Origin of the sequence: Branchiibius cervicis, assembly GCF_042661605.1 — a bacterium.
GTDB classification, from domain to species: Bacteria; Actinomycetota; Actinomycetes; order Actinomycetales; family Dermatophilaceae; genus Branchiibius; species Branchiibius cervicis.
The window spans coordinates 2,146,263-2,163,369 of sequence record NZ_JBHSWJ010000002.1; the positions used below are offsets into that span (position 1 = coordinate 2,146,263).

Annotated in this window: 11 protein-coding genes; 2 read left to right on the forward strand and 9 right to left on the reverse strand. The window is 65.6% G+C overall.

The window, feature by feature from the left end; genetic code table 11:
- Window positions 1-80: 80 nt before the first annotated feature.
- The 5 genes from ACFQBT_RS11285 to ACFQBT_RS11305 form a co-directional block, all read right to left on the reverse strand.
- Complete coding sequence (locus ACFQBT_RS11285) at window positions 81-854, reverse strand: hypothetical protein (RefSeq protein ID WP_377822743.1); 774 nt, start codon at window positions 852-854, stop codon at window positions 81-83.
- Window positions 855-1,550, reverse strand: coding sequence for a site-specific integrase (locus ACFQBT_RS11290; protein ID WP_377822745.1), 696 nt, complete (start codon window positions 1,548-1,550; stop codon window positions 855-857). It lies immediately after the preceding gene.
- 861 nt (window positions 1,551-2,411) lie between these two features.
- Complete coding sequence (locus ACFQBT_RS11295) at window positions 2,412-2,948, reverse strand: hypothetical protein (RefSeq protein ID WP_291523204.1); 537 nt, start codon at window positions 2,946-2,948, stop codon at window positions 2,412-2,414.
- A 105-nt stretch (window positions 2,949-3,053) separates the two neighbouring features.
- On the reverse strand, window positions 3,054-4,142 hold the full coding sequence (locus tag ACFQBT_RS11300) for a hypothetical protein (RefSeq protein WP_377822747.1): 1,089 nt from the start codon (window positions 4,140-4,142) through the stop codon (window positions 3,054-3,056).
- Between the two features lie 117 nt (window positions 4,143-4,259).
- Window positions 4,260-4,601, reverse strand: coding sequence for a WhiB family transcriptional regulator (locus tag ACFQBT_RS11305; RefSeq protein WP_377822749.1), 342 nt, complete (start codon window positions 4,599-4,601; stop codon window positions 4,260-4,262).
- 153 nt (window positions 4,602-4,754) lie between these two features.
- Between ACFQBT_RS11305 and ACFQBT_RS11310 the strand changes: the two genes are divergently transcribed.
- A complete protein-coding gene (locus ACFQBT_RS11310) occupies window positions 4,755-5,720 on the forward strand; it encodes a toll/interleukin-1 receptor domain-containing protein (RefSeq protein ID WP_377822751.1) in 966 nt (321 codons plus the stop codon).
- 17 nt (window positions 5,721-5,737) lie between these two features.
- Here ACFQBT_RS11310 and ACFQBT_RS11315 read toward each other — a convergent pair whose 3' ends face one another.
- Both ACFQBT_RS11315 and ACFQBT_RS11320 read right to left on the reverse strand, forming a co-directional pair.
- Window positions 5,738-7,273 carry a hypothetical protein gene (locus ACFQBT_RS11315; protein WP_377822753.1) on the reverse strand — a complete coding sequence of 512 codons (1,536 nt, stop codon included), beginning with the start codon at window positions 7,271-7,273 and terminating at the stop codon, window positions 5,738-5,740.
- Entirely contained in the window at window positions 7,273-9,825 is a 2,553-nt protein-coding gene (locus tag ACFQBT_RS11320) for a type IV secretory system conjugative DNA transfer family protein (RefSeq protein WP_377822755.1), read from the reverse strand. The genes ACFQBT_RS11315 and ACFQBT_RS11320 overlap by 1 nt, the downstream gene beginning before the upstream one ends.
- Window positions 9,826-11,012: 1,187 nt before the next feature.
- Here ACFQBT_RS11320 and ACFQBT_RS11325 point away from each other — a divergent pair.
- Window positions 11,013-11,519, forward strand: coding sequence for a M50 family metallopeptidase (locus ACFQBT_RS11325; RefSeq protein ID WP_377822757.1), 507 nt, complete (start codon window positions 11,013-11,015; stop codon window positions 11,517-11,519).
- Window positions 11,520-11,900: 381 nt separating this feature from the next.
- Here ACFQBT_RS11325 and ACFQBT_RS11330 read toward each other — a convergent pair whose 3' ends face one another.
- Window positions 11,901-14,759, reverse strand: a complete 2,859-nt coding sequence (locus ACFQBT_RS11330) for a hypothetical protein (RefSeq protein ID WP_377822759.1) — start codon at window positions 14,757-14,759, stop codon at window positions 11,901-11,903.
- A 344-nt stretch (window positions 14,760-15,103) separates the two neighbouring features.
- The gene (locus ACFQBT_RS11335; RefSeq protein ID WP_377822761.1) at window positions 15,104-15,898 is read right to left on the reverse strand and encodes a hypothetical protein; all 795 of its coding nucleotides are present in this window, start codon (window positions 15,896-15,898) and stop codon (window positions 15,104-15,106) included.
- Window positions 15,899-17,107: the final 1,209 nt, after the last annotated feature.

Genomic DNA, 17,107 nt, shown 5'->3' on the forward strand with positions numbered 1-17,107 from the left:
CGAACCCGGCCGGCAACGGCACCCTCATCTGTTCCAGCACAACCTTCTACATGGGCCAGATCCGCGATGCCAGGGTCCGGTTATCCTCCGGTCAGGACGTGCTCCGAGCGCTCCAACGCAACCTGGACGGCCTCCTCCAGCCTGTCCAACCACACTCCGATGTCGGACGGGACGCGACGAACGCCCGGCGCGGGCAGGTCTCTCTTGGTCGCCGAAGCGGTCCTGACCCAGCCGTCGCGCCGAAGCCCCTGCGAGATCGCCGCCGTCACCGATCTTGTCGAGAGCGCACCATCAGACAGGTAGCCGCGTCGGTCGATGCCTACCAGTAGCGGCGCACGTCGCCTGTCCCACTCGGCCAAGGCCGCGACGAACTGGCAAGCGTGCTGGCCAGGAAGGTCGATTTGGCGCAACGCCAGGACGGCATCGTCAGGGCTTCTGGTTTCGGCATACCCATCGAGCACCGCCGCCCACCGGGCCACGGCGCAGCACGAGCATGTCGCCGGGTCGGTGGTCGCTTCCAGCAGCAGTGGACCGACGCGCCACGACGCACCCACCAGCACCACGTCGTCGGTGGTGAGTTCACTGATCTGTGCCCGGGTCATTCCAGCTCCGGCGAACAACCCGATGACCTGGTCCCGAGCCTGACGTACCGTGCCAGAGCCAGTCAGCCACGGCGGCGGCCGCCAACCCGTAGCAACGGTGCTCGGCAACCAGCCGGCAAGGCTGCGGCGCAGCGTCGACGGCGCCTGGGGACACTCGGCGGCGAACTCGATCAACAAAGCCAGCCGTGGCGGGTCACCATCGCCGACGGACAGCCCGCGGCTGGTGAGCCAATCGGCGAGCAGCGAATCCATCTACAGGCCAACGCTTTTCACCGCGTTGCCAGCCATCGGGTTAGCGTGGCGGATGTAGCGCACCACCGTCTCCGGTTTGCGGTGACGGGTCTGGCGCATGATCGCCGTCAACAACGCCCCGCCCGCGTCAGCCGTCGTGACAAAGCCTGCCCGCAGGCTGTGTGCACTGAACCGCTCCGGGTCCATCCCCGCCGCGCTCATCCTGCGCTCCAACACCGCACCCACGCTGGACCCGGACAGCACCCCATCACCGATCGCACCGGAGCGGTACACCCGACGCAACAGTGGTTGGTCGGCTTGGCTGTCCGGCCACGGCTGGTCGCAATGATGGGTGTTGCTGACTGCAGACAGGTTCCGCGCTGCGGCCATCGTTTGCGGCCGCCCCTCAATGCTGGACAGCACCAACCAAGCACGCACCGCGCATGGTACGCAGGTCAGTGGGTGCTGGCCGACCGGCACCGCAATGACCTCCCCGTCACCGAACTGGTCAGTCTTGCTGGCCCTGATGACGACTCGCAGGTGCGGTTCGGAATCGGCGCCAGCCTGGAATGACACATCCCCGGTTCGTAGCCCAACCAACTCGCTACGGCGCAACGCGCCCGCGAAGCCCAACAACAGCAACGCTGCATCCCGCCGCGCCGCCACGCTGCGAGGCCAGTGCCGAAAGTCGAAGTGGCTCAGGGTGGTTCGCAGCATCTCAACATCGAAGGCCGCCGCCTGCTTCGGCGGACGCTTACGCTGTCGCCGGATGCTCGCCAACGCCGCAACCACGACCGGGTGACCGCCAGGCTCTGGTAAGCCAGCGATCCGATGCACCGCATTGGCGGCGGCCACCCGCAACGCCAATGTCGACGTGGCTGCCGCCGGCGAACCATCGGCCCGAGCGATCTGGGCGCTGAATCGCAGGTGGCGAGCCAGATCCTCCGGTTCCAGGGGCAGCGACTGGGCGCCGTTGCGGTCACACCACGACTGCACCTGAACCCATTGGCTGCGGTAGGCGCGGCGCGTCGACTCAGCCCAGGTCGACTCGACGATCCGGGCGAGCTCCGACTGGCCTGGCGACGGACGTGTCGGGGTTGTCACCGGCCCATTGTTGCGTCGCCTCCGGACAGGGGCCGGCGTTAGCCGGGATCTACTGATAGCCCGTCGTCGGCGATGAGGGACCACCGCGACGAAGCCACCACCGTTGGTAGTGCTTGCGGCAGTAACCGCGGCCATAGTGCTTGCCATCGCACCCTTCGATGGAACAACCCGTCCGTCGCGGCCCATAGGCTGGTCCTCCACCCAGTGGGTCGCCGTAACGCCTCAGGCGTTGGTAGTGCTTCACGCAGAAACCGCGGGTGAATGTGGTAACGGTGCAGCCCTCGACGGCACACGGCGGCCCAACCTTCGCATCCCCCGCGCGGCCTGACGGGTTTCCGTAACGCCTCAGGCGTCGGTAGTGGCCTGCGCACAGCCCACGGGCATCCACTGCTGCGTCGCAACCGTCAATCGAGCAAACAGGACTAGCCATGCCCCTGCGGTGCGACGACGCCGGGGCTCACGGCATCCGGCCGCTCAGACCAGCGACAACTCCCGGAACGTCACCAGCCCCAACTGATCCAGTCCTGCCAGGTAGCCCTTCTCGGTGTACGGGTCGACCAGGATCACACCGTCACCGGACGGCGCAGCCAGTTCGGTGTACGGCGCGTAGTGGCTGGCAACCAGAACCAACGGCACCGGCTCGTCCCACACACCGGCTCGTCCCAGCACCGGCCCCGGCAACGGGTCCGTCTTGGGTGACATCATCGCCGTGGTCGCCACGTCATCGTCCAACTGGTAGCCACTGTCAATGGCTGCCTGCAACGCCGAATGCTGCACGAACGCAGCGACTCCCGCCGCGTGGTCGAAACGGGCAAGGAACGCACTCTCGATGTCGTCGGCCGCGATGTGGTCGTAACCGGCCACCACCAACGGCAGCAACTCCGTTGCGGTGTCCGCCACCGCCTGCATCCGGTCGCCGAACAACATCACGAACTGCCAACGTGCCCCGTCAGGGTGCACAGGCAGCATCGGATCGCCGTCGCCGTCGATCTGCGAAGTCAGCAAAGCCATATCCAAGTCTCCAAGTGGTCGATCGTCGCGGTCGGATCAAACGCCCGGCCCACACCCTTACGGTGCGACGACTGTCGCCAGTGCGTGGGCCACGTCCGGGCACTGCTAGTTTCGCCGGCGGAAGATTCGCGCCACCAACGCAGCACGCTCACGCTGCCGCTCCCGGATCGCCGCGTCCTCCACTGACCGCGGCTTCTCCCGCGTCGGGCAGTGATGGTCCGCGCCGCTGGCAGTCATCAACCCGCACTTGCCGCAGGTGTCGACGGTGACGCCGCGCTCACCGCGAACGAATCGGTTGAACACCTTGCCCGGCGCGTCACTGTTCGCCATCGCGGCGTACGTGGCCGGATCGACCTTGTAGCCGTACGTTTTCGGCGGCGCCACGCTGCCGTCCTTGCGGGTGTAACCCTTCGTGGTCAACGTCATCATGCCCTCACCGGAATCGGTCGAACCGTAGCCAACCGACCGGATCCAGGTGGAGGTCACCGGCATCGCCTTCGCGCCGGTGTTCGCCAACCGCTCGCGGCGGCGTGCCTCCAAGTCGCCAGCCGCCGCCAATGACGTACGAGCTCGCTGGCCTTCCAAGACAGCACTGACACCCTCGGCGACGAACACCTCGTGCTCGGGCGCGAACCCCAAGCCTTTCGTCTCCCACTGACCGTCAGAACCTTTCGTGACACGCACTGTGCCGTGCACCATCCGACCGTCAGGAAGCGACGCCGAAACCGGCACGTCAAACGTGCGGTCGTGCTGGGCAGCGCTGAACCGATGGATCGCGGTCTTGGACGGCATCCGCAACGTCACACCGTGACCCGAGTAGGACATGCGGTGCGTGCGACGGTTCCCCGAGATCGACTTGCCCGCAGTCATGTTCGGGGTGTTGTCGTCCGGCATCAACGGGTAGTCGCCGCCGCCATGGCCGTACTCGGCGTCCACGAACGTCGTACTCCACCACTGATCAATGCCCTCGGTGGTCTTCGGGTCAATCCGGGTGCTGGTGGCGATCGGCGCGACATACCCCAGGGAATCCAGTTGCCGGGCACGCAACTCCCGCCAGTCACTACTGACCGGCGCAGCAACAGTGTCACTGCCATCCGGGCCGCGCAGGGATACCTCAGCGGCCTCCCCGGCGACGTGCCCAGCGAACTTCCCGTCGGCGCCGTGGATCGCGCCCGACGCATCGACCGTGCTCATCGGACACCACCGACAACAGATGCTGCGCGGTAGGCAAAGGGGCCGCGATCGACCGACGGCGTAGGCAGGCAGAAGGTGCTCATGCCAGTGTTGGTTGGCGGCGAAACAGCCAAAGCGTCAGGCTGCAGCGTCGACGCGCTCCTTGCGCTTGTTGGTAGCCCCTGGCTTACGCCCAGCCTTTCTGCCCTTCTTAGCGCCCATGCTGGACCAGTCGACCTCTCTGCCGGCGCGCAGCATCACCCCACCCCACACGCCGTAGCCGTCTGTCTCCCGGCCCCGGCGCAGGCACGACTTCGTTGACAGGCAGGTGTCGCAGATGGCTTTGGCCCGCAAGAACCCCTCCGGCCGGTTCGGTTGGAACGTGTCGTCGAGGATTCCCCGACAGGCAATCTCACGCCGCAACGGAATGTCGTCCGGCGACAGAGCAGGCTCGGCGGTCGCGTCCAAAACAATGTCCATGAGTGCACGGTGCGACGCCCTTTCGCTGGTGCTCGGAGCACCGCCCAGGCCTCACGACACGAGCAAGCTCCCGTCACAAACCGTTGCGACGCGCCGACGCCGCCGCACCGCTCAAACTCGTCCCAGCGGCGTAATGGCTGAGACAGTTGGACCGTGACCACCGAAGCTCGGCTCCCGATCAAGGCGTTCATCAGCCACGCCACTGAGGACAAGGAGCGATTCGTCGAGCCCTTCGCGACCGCGCTGCGCGAGAAGGGGATCGACGCCTGGGTCGATAAGTGGGAGATCAGGGCGGGCGACAGCCTCGTGCATCGGATCTTCGATGAGGGCATTCCTCGGGCCGACGCGATCGTGGTCGTCTTGTCACATGTCAGCGTTGGCAAGCCGTGGGTAACCGAAGAACTCCACGCGAGCGTCGTCAGGCGGATTACGACCGAGCGGAAGACCAGGCTCATCCCGATCGTGCTCGACGAGGATGTCGACGTGCCAAGCGCGCTGAAACACCTTCTCTGGGTGTCAGTCCCTCGTGTGGGACTCGATGGGGCAGTCCAGCAAGTGGTCAACAATCTGTACGGGGTGGATCAAAAGCCGCCGCTCGGCGCACCACCGGCCTTCGCCGCCGAGCCCGTTCATCAGACACAGACGCCTGCCGACGAGACCGTACTGCGGTTGCTGTTCAAGCACCTGCAAGCGCACGACAGCGCGAATGCTGTCCTCTTCTCCGATGCCGTCAGGGATCGTGCGATGGAGGCAGGTCTGACCGAACCCTCCTTCATCGAAAGCGTGCATGCCCTCGCGTCCGCCGGCCAGGTGAGCGTGACCTTCATGGCCGGGAGCACCCGATTCATCATCAACGGAATCCCGAACGGCGCGTGGCTCGACCTCGAAGCATCGAACGGAGTGGACGTCGAAGGATTACGCACCAAGGTCCTTTCTGATGTAGTGAACCAGGACATCCGCAAGCTCGAACCAACCACGTACGGCGCCTCGTTCCGGACAGTTCAGGCTGTGTTGCAGGCCCTGCAGTCTCAACACCTATTGCGGTTCTCAGTCATCCGCAACAGCGAGTTGGTCGTGACTGACGTGAGTCCTCTCGCCAGGCGAGCTCTGCTCGGTTGACGTCCACATGACCCCAATCACCCGGCGGTGCGGCGCCGCCTACTCTCAACCTTCTGCACGTCCACCGGGCCCGGATGCCAACGGGCTTGGGCAATCTCCGGCGGGACCACAGCATTCCCGTCGCCGTAACGATCCGGACGGGCGAACGGCATCGACACCGGCTGCTCCAAGCCGGCCGCTTTGCGGATCGTCCACAAGTCCAGGCGGCGATTCAGTTCCGCTGCCAGCAGGTGGTCGCGCATCCAGTACGGCTGCCCCCACAACTGGTTGAACGCCAGCATCTGGTGAGCAACCTGCTCAGCATGCTGTCTGGTGGCGGGAGCCCACGGCGTCGCGGTCGGATCACCGATCCGCAGCGTGCGCCACAAGTCGCTGTCGGCTGGGGACGTGACGTGCTTGTTCAGCGCGAACACCGGCAACGACGGAAACTGGCTGGACACCAACCCGCCGCGTGGGAACCAATCGGACCAGTCCACGTAGAACATGCGTTGCGCCACCTTCGCAGTCATCCGGTCCATGCTGGCCGTGGCCGCGCGGGCAATCGCAGACTGCACACGCGGCACGATGCGGTCCTTGGCGGTGTTCTGCCGGGCACACACAAACACCACCGCAGTGCCCCGAGTCGGGTCCGATGCCAGGGCCTTCGCCCAGGCGTCGACCTTCTCGTCAACGTTCGCGTTCAGTCCGGTCGTCATCTCGATGGCGATCTGGAATCCGTCACGACGCACCCATAGAGCGTCGGCGGTGCGGGTCGACTCCACCGGCATGAACTCACCCACTTTGCACAGCGACTCCCCCAGCACCGCTTGCAGGTCGGTGAACTCAGCAGCGCGCAACGACAACTCGTTCAGCATGACCGCGTGCCTCTCGAACCTGGCGCCGCCGTCCGCGACGCGCCGCCCCGCAGTGACGCTCAGCCAGTCACCGAAACTCAAGTACCGACTTTGGGAATCCCAGCGCGGCATGTCGGTACGGCGCACCAGCGCCGGAACCGGATCCAGCAACCGGGCCAGCACCCCGTACTGCAGGAGGTCCGCTGCGATCAGATTCTTGACCCGCTTCGGGAGATAGTCGCCGCGGTGCCCGGTCGCATCAGGGTCGCCGGTGAAGGCCGCCAACTGTTCCGTCGTCAACGTGCGCCACATCATGGTCGCCGCAACCATCCGGGCGCGCAGCAACCCGTTCGGTGCGCTCGGCGAAAACAACGAGTGCGGCTGCGGCGGCTTCAACAGCGCCGGGTCGACGGTCGTCCGGTGCATCCGGCCGTCCTGGATGAGCCGGGTGATTTCGCGCCGCTGCGCCCAAGCCGCCGTCGCGGGGCCGTTCCACATGCCCGACCACAGCGGCTCCGTGCGATACGCCGACCGGTGAGCCTTCGGTGCGCGGCTACGCATAGAGGTCAACGGCACGTACGGGCCGAACTGACCAGGCATGCCGCGCTCGGTCAGATGCTTGTTCGCCCGCGGCTCGAACCGAGTGATGCTCGGGTCGTCGTCGGCCGGCGCGTACACGTCCTTGAACCCGTGCGGCTGCGGCCGCCACCAGCCTGCCATCACCAGTCCTGCGGATCGTTCGGGATCGGCCGGTTAAACCGGTCAGGACTGAAACGGTCCGGTTCGTACGGTGCAGCCACAGACTCGGCAGCCACCGGCACACCGACAGTCGAGTCGTCACGCACATCAACAACCGAAACTGCGCGTTGCACACCCGGCCTCACCCAGCCCCGGAGCACCGGGACGCGCTCATCCACATCGCCAACGCCCTCGCCAGGGGCCGCTTGTTGATCGGTCAGGAACCGCGCCCAGTCTCCCCTCATTTCCCAGTCGCCTATACCGATCAGGCACGGCGACTGGCGGACACCGTCGACCCTGGTACGCAGCACCGCGTAGTAGAGCGGGATGGCGGCGATGTCAGCGCCGGTGAAGTCCGAGCCGTCCAGCGTCAGGTCCGCCACGGCACTCTTGACGATCTCGGGGTTGTCCTGCCCGAACCACAGCATCGTGGCGAACCCCAGCAGCGAGCTGCGCACACGCTCGTGCAACTGCTGCGGGTACTGCGTGGCGAAGAACGGGCGCACCCCGTAGCTACGGCCCGTGTCGCGCAGCCACGTCACGGTCTCTGGGCTGGAACCGGCTAGGACCGACAACTCGTCCGCGAAGATGTTCACCTGCCGACCTTGGTCCCGCCAACCGACGCACACCCGCCCGATCGCTTCGCGCAGCAGAAACAGCAACAGGCTGCTCAGCAACTGGGTCTGCCGGTCGCTGACTTGGGTGCCGTCGGCGGCAGTGCCCAGGTTCACCACAACCGCGTCATAGTTGGTCAGGACGTCCTCCCAACTGACCCGTGCCCTGCTGGGATCCCACCACGTTTCGATCTCGGCCAACTGAGCCAACTTGTTGCGAGCCGCCTGGGACTGGGTGCGGCGGGTTGAAGCCGACACGTTCGCACCGAACAGGATCTCGGTGTACTGGGCCGCCTCCACCGCGGACTCGTCGTTCACGGCAGCCGCCCGCACCACCGCCGCCAGTTCCGTCGCCGGGGTGTCACCGAACCCACCCAGCAGGCGGTGCGTCAACGCGATCGGGTTGCCGTGCCCGTGATCGGACAGCCACAGAGCCGCTGGAAGGACAGCGTTCAACGCTTCGATGCTGGCGTTCTCCAGAGTGCCTTCGCCAAACGCGTACCGGGCAGCCTCGATGAACCTGGCCGCCTTCTGGCTTGCGGTGCCCGGAAAAGCGAAGACGTCGATCGCCGGAGTCGAAGCGTCCGCCAGGTCGATCAACAGCATCGAGTCCGGATCACCGGTCACGCCCTGTGCCATCCGCAGGCACGCGGTCGCGCCGTCGCCCTTGTTCTCGAACACGATCACGCACGAACGGTCATCCACGATACGCCGTGCCAGAACCCAGCCCAAGCACGCGCGCATCGCCACGGACTTGCCGAAACCGGGCATGCCCAGCAGCCCAACTCCGCCGTACAGGTCATCGGCGGACAAATGGGCCGGGTTACCGTCCGCGTCAGCGCCCAACATCGGACCGATCGGAGCCCGCAAACTTGCCGGGACCAGTCGCGACGACGCCGTCGCCGGACCCGAAGCCGAACCTCCCGGCGGCACCGCCAATCCCGTCAGCATGTGCGGCGCACACAGCAGCGCACTGCGATCCAACGGGTAGACCACCCGGGCGGTACGCGGCACGCCACCAGAGTCAGTGGCTGGTCGACGCTGGTGCTTAGCGGCCGTGCGGCGCGGTGCAGGAAAGTCCAGGCCGTCCAGCCGCGACAGCAACCGGTTACGCCCACCCAGACGCAACGCCGCGTGTGCACCCAGCGCGGCAGGAACACTCAACCCCAGCGCCAACGGCCAAGTGTCAGACACCGAGCCCAGAGCAGGAACAACCCCGGCGACTTGAGCGCCGAACACCCCGGCGCTTCCGGCACCCAGCAACCACGGCAACGAACCCGAGCCCACCACGACCGGGTCCGCGGTGATGTCCAACCCAGGCATCGCCGCGACCACCTGGCGCAGCAGGTCGTCAGCGGTCGACCGGACTGGGGCACCCACCAGGATGCTGGTCGCCAACAGTTCCCCACCGCGCGAATAGTGCGACTCGTTGCCGCCGCGAGAACTGACCCACGTCCTATACGCCGACACTTCGGCCGGGCGAGGCGTGCGCATCGTGAATGCCACCCACGCCCCCGGAACGTTCGCGCGAGACACCACCTTGGCTACCTCGGCCGGGTCTGCACCGGCAGCAGTGTCACGTCCAGCGACCGACTCCAGACGCACCCGCGCAGACACCAAACACGGACGATCCCCCAGCCCCGACAGCAGGTCAGGCACGTCATCGCACGGCTCGACCACAGCGTCGATCGTCGCGGCCAAGTTCGCGGCCAACGATGCGGCACCACGCCCCGCCTTCTTGTTGGTTGGCGGCGTCACCAAAAACGCGTCAAGGGTGCCGTCATCGCCGGTCACCGCGAGCAAGGTCGCCTGCTTGACCGAACGCAGCGACGACTCGAACGCCTTGGCGCGTTGAACGTAGAGCGCAGGGTCAAGCTGCTTGGAGGCGGTCGGGCGGACCTTGAAGACGGAGACGTTCACACGTCTCTACATGGGCCAGGTTGGCGGCGACCAGGGCTAAGGAACGCCCTGACCAGCAACAACGCGCAATTTTCCGGCCAATTCTGCGAGCGGCAGCAGCGAGTCCCCGGGAAACGCCGCGACTGCGCTCGACCCCGCGTGCCTCCGGCAGGAGGGTGTTGGGTGGTGGCGTTGGTAGGTGTTGAACGGTTGTGGTGGTGGTTGCGGCGGTGTGGGTGGGGTGTGAAGCAGGGCGGTAAAGGGCGACTGAGGGTGCAACCGGGGAACAGTCAACAACAGTGGATGGCTGCGGAAGGTACTAAACGACAGTAAACGTCAGTGAAGGTATGAATGCTGTGGTGGCGAGGTTTCAGACGCGCAAGTGGGCAGCCGAAGCAAGCGAGCGACAGCAGCAGCAGGGCAGACGTGGCGACAGCACCGAACAACCAGACCAGACGGAAAGCAGAACACCGAGAAGAACAACGACCAGAACACCGAGAAGCGACCAGCAAGAACACCGAGAAGACACACGCGAAGAACACCAGCAGACCAAGCCAGCAAACGAAACATCCGAGCAGCAGGCCAAGCAAAACAGGGCACCGAGAAGACCGCCAAGAAGAACACCGAACAGCAGCCAAACAAGCAGCCACACGAAAAGACCGCCGAGGCCGAAGGCCGAAGGCTCACAGCAGTCTGTTGCTGCCGGCTGGCCAGGTCGGTCGGCAGTTGCTACCGCCTACCGCCGGACGCCAACGTTGTCGGCGTCGGTCATCGAAAACAGTCGGTGACTGCAGTGAGTCCGGTGGTCAGCGCCGCGGCTTACGGCGACGGCGCTGATTGCTTCTGGACCTCCTGGGCTTACGGACCCGGCGAGCCTGTCGAGTCCTGCGTCGCAGCGCTGCACGACGTTTTCTCCTGGCGCGGTTCCAGCACCACGCGGAGGCAGCCTGAACCGCCCAGAGAATGATGTCCGCGAGGAGGTCAACTATCAAGGGGTCGAAGAAAGTGTTTCGCACGTTAAGTCGGTGCCCGGCAGATTCGCGGATGTTGCGTATTTCGTCCTACCAATTTCGGCGGCGCGGGGTTGGCGAGTGAACCCCCGGGCCGCCGAGTTCGCTGCGCCCACATTGCGTACCTCCGCTTTTGACACTGTGGCAATCACTGTCCGGAGGTACGAGGGTTGTATTGACAGAGGCACGATGGGCGCCATGCCCGAGCAGATCGATACCCCTCCGTTGCAGGATGTTCCCGAATCAGTCGTGGCCGCACACGAAGCGGGACATGCCGTCGCGTGCATCCTGTTCGGCGGCACCTTCGACGACATCTATCTGACCCCTGAAGGAGGCGCCGTGGCGCAGGTGCGTGGCGTCTCCCGTCTAACGCCGAAGGGCTGGGTCCGTACGACGCGGGCCGGCGTGATCGGGGAGCGGCTCGCTCTAGGCAAGTCGAACCCGAACCATGGCGCTCTCGACAACTCCGTGATGTGGCGCAAGTTCGACAAGACTGACGGGGAGTGGCGAGCAGCTCTCGCCTTCGCCGACGTTGAAACGCACGAGGTCCTCGTTCGTTACGAGGACGCGCTCCGAGCAATCATCGAGATCATCACCGCAGAGCTAGCGGCTGGCTCCTCCTCGATCCCGTTCGCCAGGATTGTTCAGGTCGCCTGGGAACACCAGGCCGCGCATGGCATTGAGTTGGAGACCGGACAGCACTAGCCGCCGGGCGTGCAGCTTCCGAACCGGAGGGCATGCGCCGGTCTTCGGCAGCCTGACCGTCACTGGAATCCGATTGCGCGCACGGTCGTTGCCCCTGCCAGCACCGAGTCCGGAGCCGTCGCACCGTCACCTCGTCATCAGCCACATGAGCTCCAGGAAAGGAACCGTCATGGCACGCAAGCCGCGCAACCCTCACGCACACGCCAACCCTCAGATGGCAGCCGCATTGCGCGACCTGCGTCGATCCGGTGCTGCGGGACTCCACGCCGATTCCCGGCAGCGCCGCAGCCGCGATCGTTCCAGCGCGCGTCGAGCAGCGATCCGGGATTTCTCGTAACGCTCGCTCAAACACGTGCGGCCTTCGCGCCGAGCGGTACGGACCTAACCGTTCTCGTCCAGGTCCAGCAGAGTCGCCACCTTGAACGGCACACCCTCGAAGTCGCGCACCCGCACCATCGGGCGCAGTTCGCCGCCCCGACCAACCCGCCGTTTCCAGAAGTCCGGGCACAGGCCGGTCCCCCAGGCAGATGCCCACACCGAGCTCGCTTTGGTGCCCGGTGGCAGCAACCCGCGGTAGGCCCGCTGCGCCACATCGAACGCGGCCGTGTGATTCATCAACACAACGGGGGTCTGCCCGTTCCACACCAGCCGGCCAATGGACGCGCCACGCGGCTCCCATGGGCGCTTCTCGTCCGATGACGCACGCCAGCCCAGTCGCTCGTTGATGATGCTGGCCTTGCCGCGCAATGGGTGGCCAGACGGCATGTCTGCCATCGGAGGCTTGCCGTCCTGCCCCAGGACGTGACCGGTGCCCGATTCAAGCACGCCGCGCAGCGCCGCCAGTAGGTTTTCACCCGGTGTGACCGTCGCTGCCTGACCGTAGTTGGCTCCGACAGCTTCCAGGATCCAGTGCTGCAGCTTGCCCAGTCGGTCCAGGAACGCTTCATCGCAGCCAGCCCATTCGGCCAGCATTTCCAGCACGTCGCCGCCCAGCATCAGGTCCGCTGCGATGTCGGCGTGACGGGTGAGTGTTCCCTCGGTGCCGCCATTGCGGCGCAGGAACGACGTCGCCGCTTCACGGTGCATGTCGAACAGTTCGGCCCATTCCCGGTTGGCCTTCTTCCAGCCCTGCTCGGCAGCGGCCCGCTGCACCATCTGCACCGCCGCGGCCGTGATCTCGTTGGCGGTCAGCGTGGTTGTGTTGAGCTCGACCAACGCGTCGGTTGCATCTTCGTTGCCCAGGAAGCCGCGTGCACCGGTGTCGAAAGCCACGCAGCGTTCCATCACCGAACTGGACGTCAGCGGGTTCTCGGCGGTCACCACGAGCACTGCCAACGGCACGTCGACGCGGCGACGCCCACCGTCAGCGGTGCGCCGCCGGGTGGAGGTGCCGTTGAACACCGAACGGATGATCGCCTCGATCGAGGACTCCTCGCGTTCGTTCTTGCGGGCGTCACTGCTGGGTGCCAGGTCGTCGGCAACCCAGATGGGCACGCGAGCCACCACGTCTTCCAGGCTGTACTTGGTGTCGGACGCACCGCCTGGCAGCGTGTCCTGGAATGCGCCAGGGTCGGACTGCCAGAACGCCATGATCGCTTTGGCCGACCACGACTTGCCGCCGCGCGGCGGTCCGTAGAACAGGATGGTCGTCTTGGGCCTGATCGGCACGACCGGCCGCAAGGCGGCAGCGATGACGGTAGCGGCGACCGACTGGTTGCCCCATGCGCCGCCGGTGTAGGTCTCGAACACGGTCTCGATGCTGGCCCGCAGGTATGCCCGGTATTGCTCGTCGGTGTCGGCTTCGATCGGCGCCAGACCGAACTTGGAAGTTCCGGGGATGACCCGGTTGGTGCACCCGGGCACCGTGCCCGAACCGATCAGCCGACCCTCGATGCCCAGCACTGTTTCGCCGGCGACGAACACCGGCAGCCCACTGACAGTCGGCACCCACCCCATCTGCATCCACAGGTAGTTGGTGATCGTCTCCCCCGCCCGGTGCAGCTTCATCGCTTTCAGCCAGGCGCCTGGCAGGTTGCCCCAGTCCGGGCATTTGGACACCGTCGTCGGGATGACGGCTTTGCGCAGGTGCCAGCGGTTCGGGTTCTCGCTCAGCAGGTCGTCATTACCGTTGACGACGCCTTTGACGATGGAGCCGTCGTGCGACTTCCAGGACGTTTCGATCTGCACCCGCACCGGTTCGTTCTCGTCGATCAGTGATGGGTCCAGCTTCCCCTCGACCAGTTCCGAGCCCGGGGACCAGTCACTCGACTTCGGGTTCGATTCACTCAGTAGACGCCCGGCCATGCCAGCCTTCGGCACCCACGAGCCGCGGCTGGTGTAACCGTCGTCGCTGACGTGGTACTCCTCGAAGGTCGCATCGTCGTCGTTCATCCGCACGTCGCCCGGGTAGAACTCGACCTCCGCCTCGGGCTTGTCGGGCAGGTCGTCCTTGGTGGTGTCCATCAGGTCGGCGAACGACTTGCCCGCGCCGAAAAAGTCGTCCACCCCGGCCTTGGACACACCGTCCAGGCTCGGGTCAGCAAAAGACACCACAGCGTGTCGAGACTCCAGGAACGCGGCGAGTTTCGAGGCCGCGTCCCACACCTGGCGGTTGGTGGCGGTGTCACCGTCGAATGCAACTGTCACCGGCAGGTTCTTCAATCGCAGCGCATGCCACTCGGGCATCCCTGACCAGTTGTGCACTCCGATGATGCACACCACCAGCAGCCGTGCGTCCAACGACTCCATGATGGATCGCAAGCGCACCCGGGAACCTTCACGGGTCTCGGACAGGTCCGAGACGGACACGCCCTGCTCAACCAGCCACGCGGTCAATGCCGACAACGCCTTGATCTGGCCCTCTGCGATCAGGACCGCGTCCGGCGCGGCGAAATACGTCGACGGCATCGACGGGTGGACGCCCAGCACGCTGTTCGCGCCGGCGACCATCATGTACTTGCCCGCGGTCGGGTTCGCTGGACGCCACTGGCCGAACCCGGCCTGCGGCTCCACCTGCGCGCCCTGGGTCATCTGCGCCGCCGCCGCCGCCACGCGGTCCAGCGGGTACCACGGCATCGCCAACGCGGGAAGGTCCGAGCGCAGCGACTTGAAGCCTTTCGAGCGACGGTCGGTACCAGCCCCCAGCACCTGCGCAGCAGTCGCCAGGTTGGTCTCGTCCACCGAGAACATGCCGGAGGCATAAGCCACCAACGGGGCAACCGCCGACGCTGACAACTTCATCGCGTCCAACCCTGTGATGCTAGGGCCGAACGCTGCCGCCGGGAACAACGCACCAGAAACCGAATCGCTCACCGACCTACGGTGCGACGGCCACGGCGCTGCGCTTGCTGCGTCGCCAGGCTTTGCACCGCGAGCACACTCGCGTCACGAAACCTTGTGCGACGGCCGCGGTCGCTGGCTCGGCCGTCCGTCACCAGGCTTCTGTCAGCCCGCGCTGCGCGCGAAAAGACCAAGCCGATTGCGACGGCCCTTCCGCGGAGGTCGGGCTGCTACGCCGGGCAGCGCGGTAGCCGGCGTGGGTGACGCCGGACTTCGTTCCCGGTCCTTGGCTGATGCCTGGAGATTCAGAAGTCGTCGGAGGGCAGCGGTTCGATGGCGTTCTGTTCGTTGCGCGCAGAAATGAGCCGCCATTGGTCTTCGCCCGGATCTTCGCCCGCGGCGAGTCGTCCGGCGAGGTGGGACCAGCGAGCGAGCACCTCGAACAGGTAACCGTCGTCGAAGCTGTCCAGGTAGGAACGTCGGCGGGCGGCGGCCCACCTCAGGGCGGGCAGCCCGGCCTCGACCAGAAGCGCCCCAGAACCCTCCGGCGGCACTTCGGGGTGGATGACTGCAGCCCCGACAGCATCCTGCTGATCATCGTCAGCGGCGTCGTAGGACCCGAGCGGCACCAATGCAGCCCGTAGCGCTTCGGCCGCCTCCGTGTGGCTCAGGGCGCCGCAGGCGAGTGCGTAGCACGAGGCTGGCATGAGGTCTTGGGCGAAGGCGATGAGACCGGGGTCGATCTCGGGGTAGGCCATGACTTGGCCGGAGACGTCCAGAGCGTTCAGGTAGGTGCCGAACGGGGCACCGTCGTCGGTGACGGCGCCATCGAAACCTGGTGCCTTGTCGCCGATGGCATGGTCGCCGAAACGTGCACTGATGCTGCGCCACGGGTCTTCGCTCGGCAAGGTGTGGATCAGATCGCTGATCGCTCCCCCGAGGAAGAAGGAACCCCATCGGGGTTGGACGCTGATCTGCGCAGACATCTGCGCGTCCATGCGCTCTCGGTAACCAGGTGGGATGAGCGGATCGCTCATCGTCAGGATCCAGCGCACGGCGACATCGACCGGTGCGTCGAAACCGGGCTCGCCTGCCACCATCGTAGTTTCGCTCGTTCCTTGGGCCAGTTTGTTCGGGACGTGGCTTAGCCTGCCACCTTCGCCGACTGGGGGAAGCCCGCGGGACTGATTCTTGCAGCAAAACGTCAAAGGGTCATACCTCTCACGCGTACGCGCGCGCGGGGTATGACCCTTTGACCCGCTTCCGGGCGGGCGACGCAAACTACGTAGTTGAAAGTTCAATCCAAGGGGTCGTACCCGTCGGGCGCGTGCGCACGCGCGCGTACGTGTACGCGCGCGAGGGGTATGACCCTACGCAGGTTTCGGTGAAAACGTCGCTGTCGGCCGATCACGAGACCCTGACCTGGACCGAATCGAAGGGATACCCCTCGCGCGCGCGCGTAGGGGTCTGACCCTACCCACCGAGTCGCCAAAACCGCAACCCGGACCTGCAGAAACCGCGGCATTCCGGGAAACGTGGCCGTTTCTGGCTGCAACTGGCTGCAACTGGCCACACCATGTGGTCAGTTTTCGCCGGAACCTCGAAACACAAAACCGCAGGTCAGAGCCCTCTACTACTACTACTTACTACTACTTTTTACTGATCTGACCACTTGACCACACCGTATATACCCCCTTATGAGGATTCGCTTACATTACTTTCTGGGGAGATATATATATCCAAATCCCCTATAAGGGTTGTTGCGGGCGTGGCCATGTGGCCAGATTGCCGTTTTTCGACCCCCAAACACCCCCTGACCTGCGCAAACGTCCTCGAACTGTCTGACCACACCCGTGGTCAAGTGGTGGCGGATGCAGCCAGGACACCGTTATCGCACCCCACCGGGTACGGCCAGACCCCTACGCGCGCGTGCGCGCGAGGGGTATCCCCTCCGATTTTCCACGATCCGGAACGTTGACCGCGGCGCACTGGGCGTCTGTCCTGCCGCCTCGACCAGCGAGCGGGCAGAAGATCCCGGCGGATGCGACGCGGATCCGAAACCGCCGCCAACCAACCCTGGTGACGAACCGGCGCCGACGACGTGCCCCGGAAGCCTTAACGCAGCCTGCCTCGCACGCACCAGCAAGCCTCGAACCCCGACCACCGTGGCCGGCAACCGCCGACTCGGACACGCAGACAACCCAGGAGTACTCACGAAACCGCAGGTCACAGCCTTCGGGCACCCTGGCAGGCGGTCGATCTTGGAATAAGTGTGTGGACACACCAGGCGTCCGCGACCACCCGAGGGC

Coding starts and splice junctions, on each gene's coding strand:
- ACFQBT_RS11305 (WP_377822749.1), bottom strand. CDS start 4,601: ATGGACATTGTTTTGGACGCGACCGCCGAGCCTGCTCTGTCGCCGGAC.
- ACFQBT_RS11290 (WP_377822745.1), bottom strand. CDS start 1,550: ATGCTGCGAACCACCCTGAGCCACTTCGACTTTCGGCACTGGCCTCGC.
- ACFQBT_RS11300 (WP_377822747.1), bottom strand. CDS start 4,142: ATGAGCACGGTCGATGCGTCGGGCGCGATCCACGGCGCCGACGGGAAG.
- ACFQBT_RS11295 (WP_291523204.1), bottom strand. CDS start 2,948: ATGGCTTTGCTGACTTCGCAGATCGACGGCGACGGCGATCCGATGCTG.
- ACFQBT_RS11335 (WP_377822761.1), bottom strand. CDS start 15,898: ATGGTGGCAGGCGAGCCCGGTTTCGACGCACCGGTCGATGTCGCCGTG.
- ACFQBT_RS11325 (WP_377822757.1), top strand. CDS start 11,013: ATGCCCGAGCAGATCGATACCCCTCCGTTGCAGGATGTTCCCGAATCA.
- ACFQBT_RS11330 (WP_377822759.1), bottom strand. CDS start 14,759: ATGAAGTTGTCAGCGTCGGCGGTTGCCCCGTTGGTGGCTTATGCCTCC.
- ACFQBT_RS11315 (WP_377822753.1), bottom strand. CDS start 7,273: ATGGCAGGCTGGTGGCGGCCGCAGCCGCACGGGTTCAAGGACGTGTAC.
- ACFQBT_RS11285 (WP_377822743.1), bottom strand. CDS start 854: ATGGATTCGCTGCTCGCCGATTGGCTCACCAGCCGCGGGCTGTCCGTC.